This window comes from Kitasatospora sp. NPDC056800 (assembly GCF_042789775.1).
Lineage (GTDB): Bacteria > Actinomycetota > Actinomycetes > Streptomycetales > Streptomycetaceae > Kitasatospora.
In genome coordinates this window covers 1-1,286 of record NZ_JBHUAL010000425.1, presented here as the reverse complement: position 1 = coordinate 1,286, position 1,286 = coordinate 1, and the positions used below count along the sequence as shown (strand labels likewise).

The 1,286-nt window shown below is 69.8% G+C and carries 1 protein-coding gene; it reads left to right on the top strand.

Features of this window, described 5'->3' with window-relative positions:
- Window positions 1-44: 44 nt before the first annotated feature.
- A partial coding sequence (locus ACFRQN_RS40850; protein WP_380745721.1) for a condensation domain-containing protein occupies window positions 45-1,286 on the top strand: 1,242 nt, incomplete at its 3' end.

Sequence of the window (1,286 nt, the reverse complement as noted above, 5' to 3'; positions counted from 1 at the left end):
TGGTGCGCTTGCTCGGGGTGGCGGTCGGGGATCCGGAGGTTCCGGTGTCCGGCTGGGAGGTGTTCGACTCGCCTGAGCAGGAGCGGTACTTCCTCGGCCGGGCGGAGCGGGCCCGGGCCGGCGCGGTCGAGGCTGTGGAGGTGCAGGGGCATCGTGGTCCGAGGACGGCCCAGGAGGAGATCCTCTGCGCGTTCTTCGCCGAGGTCCTTGGTGTTCCGTCGGTAGGCATCGATGACAACTTCTTCGCTCTGGGCGGCCATTCGCTCCTGGCGACGCGCCTGATCAGCCGCATCCGTACCACGTTGAACGCAGAGCTGGGCATCCGCGACCTGTTCCGTAACCCGACGGTGGTCGGGGTGATGGAGAAGCTGAAGGAGGGCCGTCCGGCGCGTCCGGCGTTGGTGGCGGGTGGGCGTCCGGAGGTGCTGCCGCTGTCGTTCGCCCAGCAGCGGCTGTGGTTCCTCGACCAGCTCGAAGGCGCTTCCGCGACCTACAACAGCCCGTTCGCGTTCCGCCTGCACGGATCGGTGGACGTCGAGGCCCTGCGCGGGGCGATCGGCGACGTGGTCGGCCGCCACGAGGCCCTGCGGACGGTCTACCCCGCGATAGACGGCCAGCCCCGCCAGCTGGTCCTGCCGGCCGGTGAGGTCGAGGTGCCGTTCAGGGTCGAGCCGTGCACGGCCGAGGAGGTGGCCGGCCGGATCGAGGCCGAGGCCTTCGCCACTTTCAGCCTCTCCGCTGAACTCCCTCTGCGGGTGGCCCTGTTCACTCTCGGCACGACCGAGTCCGTCCTGGTCCTGACCCTGCACCACATCGCCAGTGATGGGTGGTCCTCGGGCCCGCTCTGGTCGGGCATCGCCTCGGCCTACCGGTCCCGGCTGGCGGGCCTGGTCCCGCAGTGGGAGCCGCTGGCCGTCCAGTACGCGGACTACACGCTCTGGCAGCACAACCAGCTGGGCGAGATCCTCGACGAGCAGTTGAAGTACTGGCGTAACGCGCTGGGAGAGCTGCCGCAGGAGATGGCTCTGCCCTTCGACCGATCCCGTCCTGCCGCCGCGTCGCACGAGGGCGAGCTGTTGGAGTTCCATGTCGGCCCCGAGTTGCACGCGGAGTTGGATGCGTTGGCGCGTCGGCACGGCGTGACGCTGTTCATGGTCCTGCATGCGGGCCTGGCGGCTCTGCTGTCGCGCCTGGGTGCGGGGACGGACCTCCCGATCGGCACGGTGGTGGCCGGGCGTTCGGACGAGGCCCTGGACGACCTGGTCGGGTTCTTCGTGAACACCCTG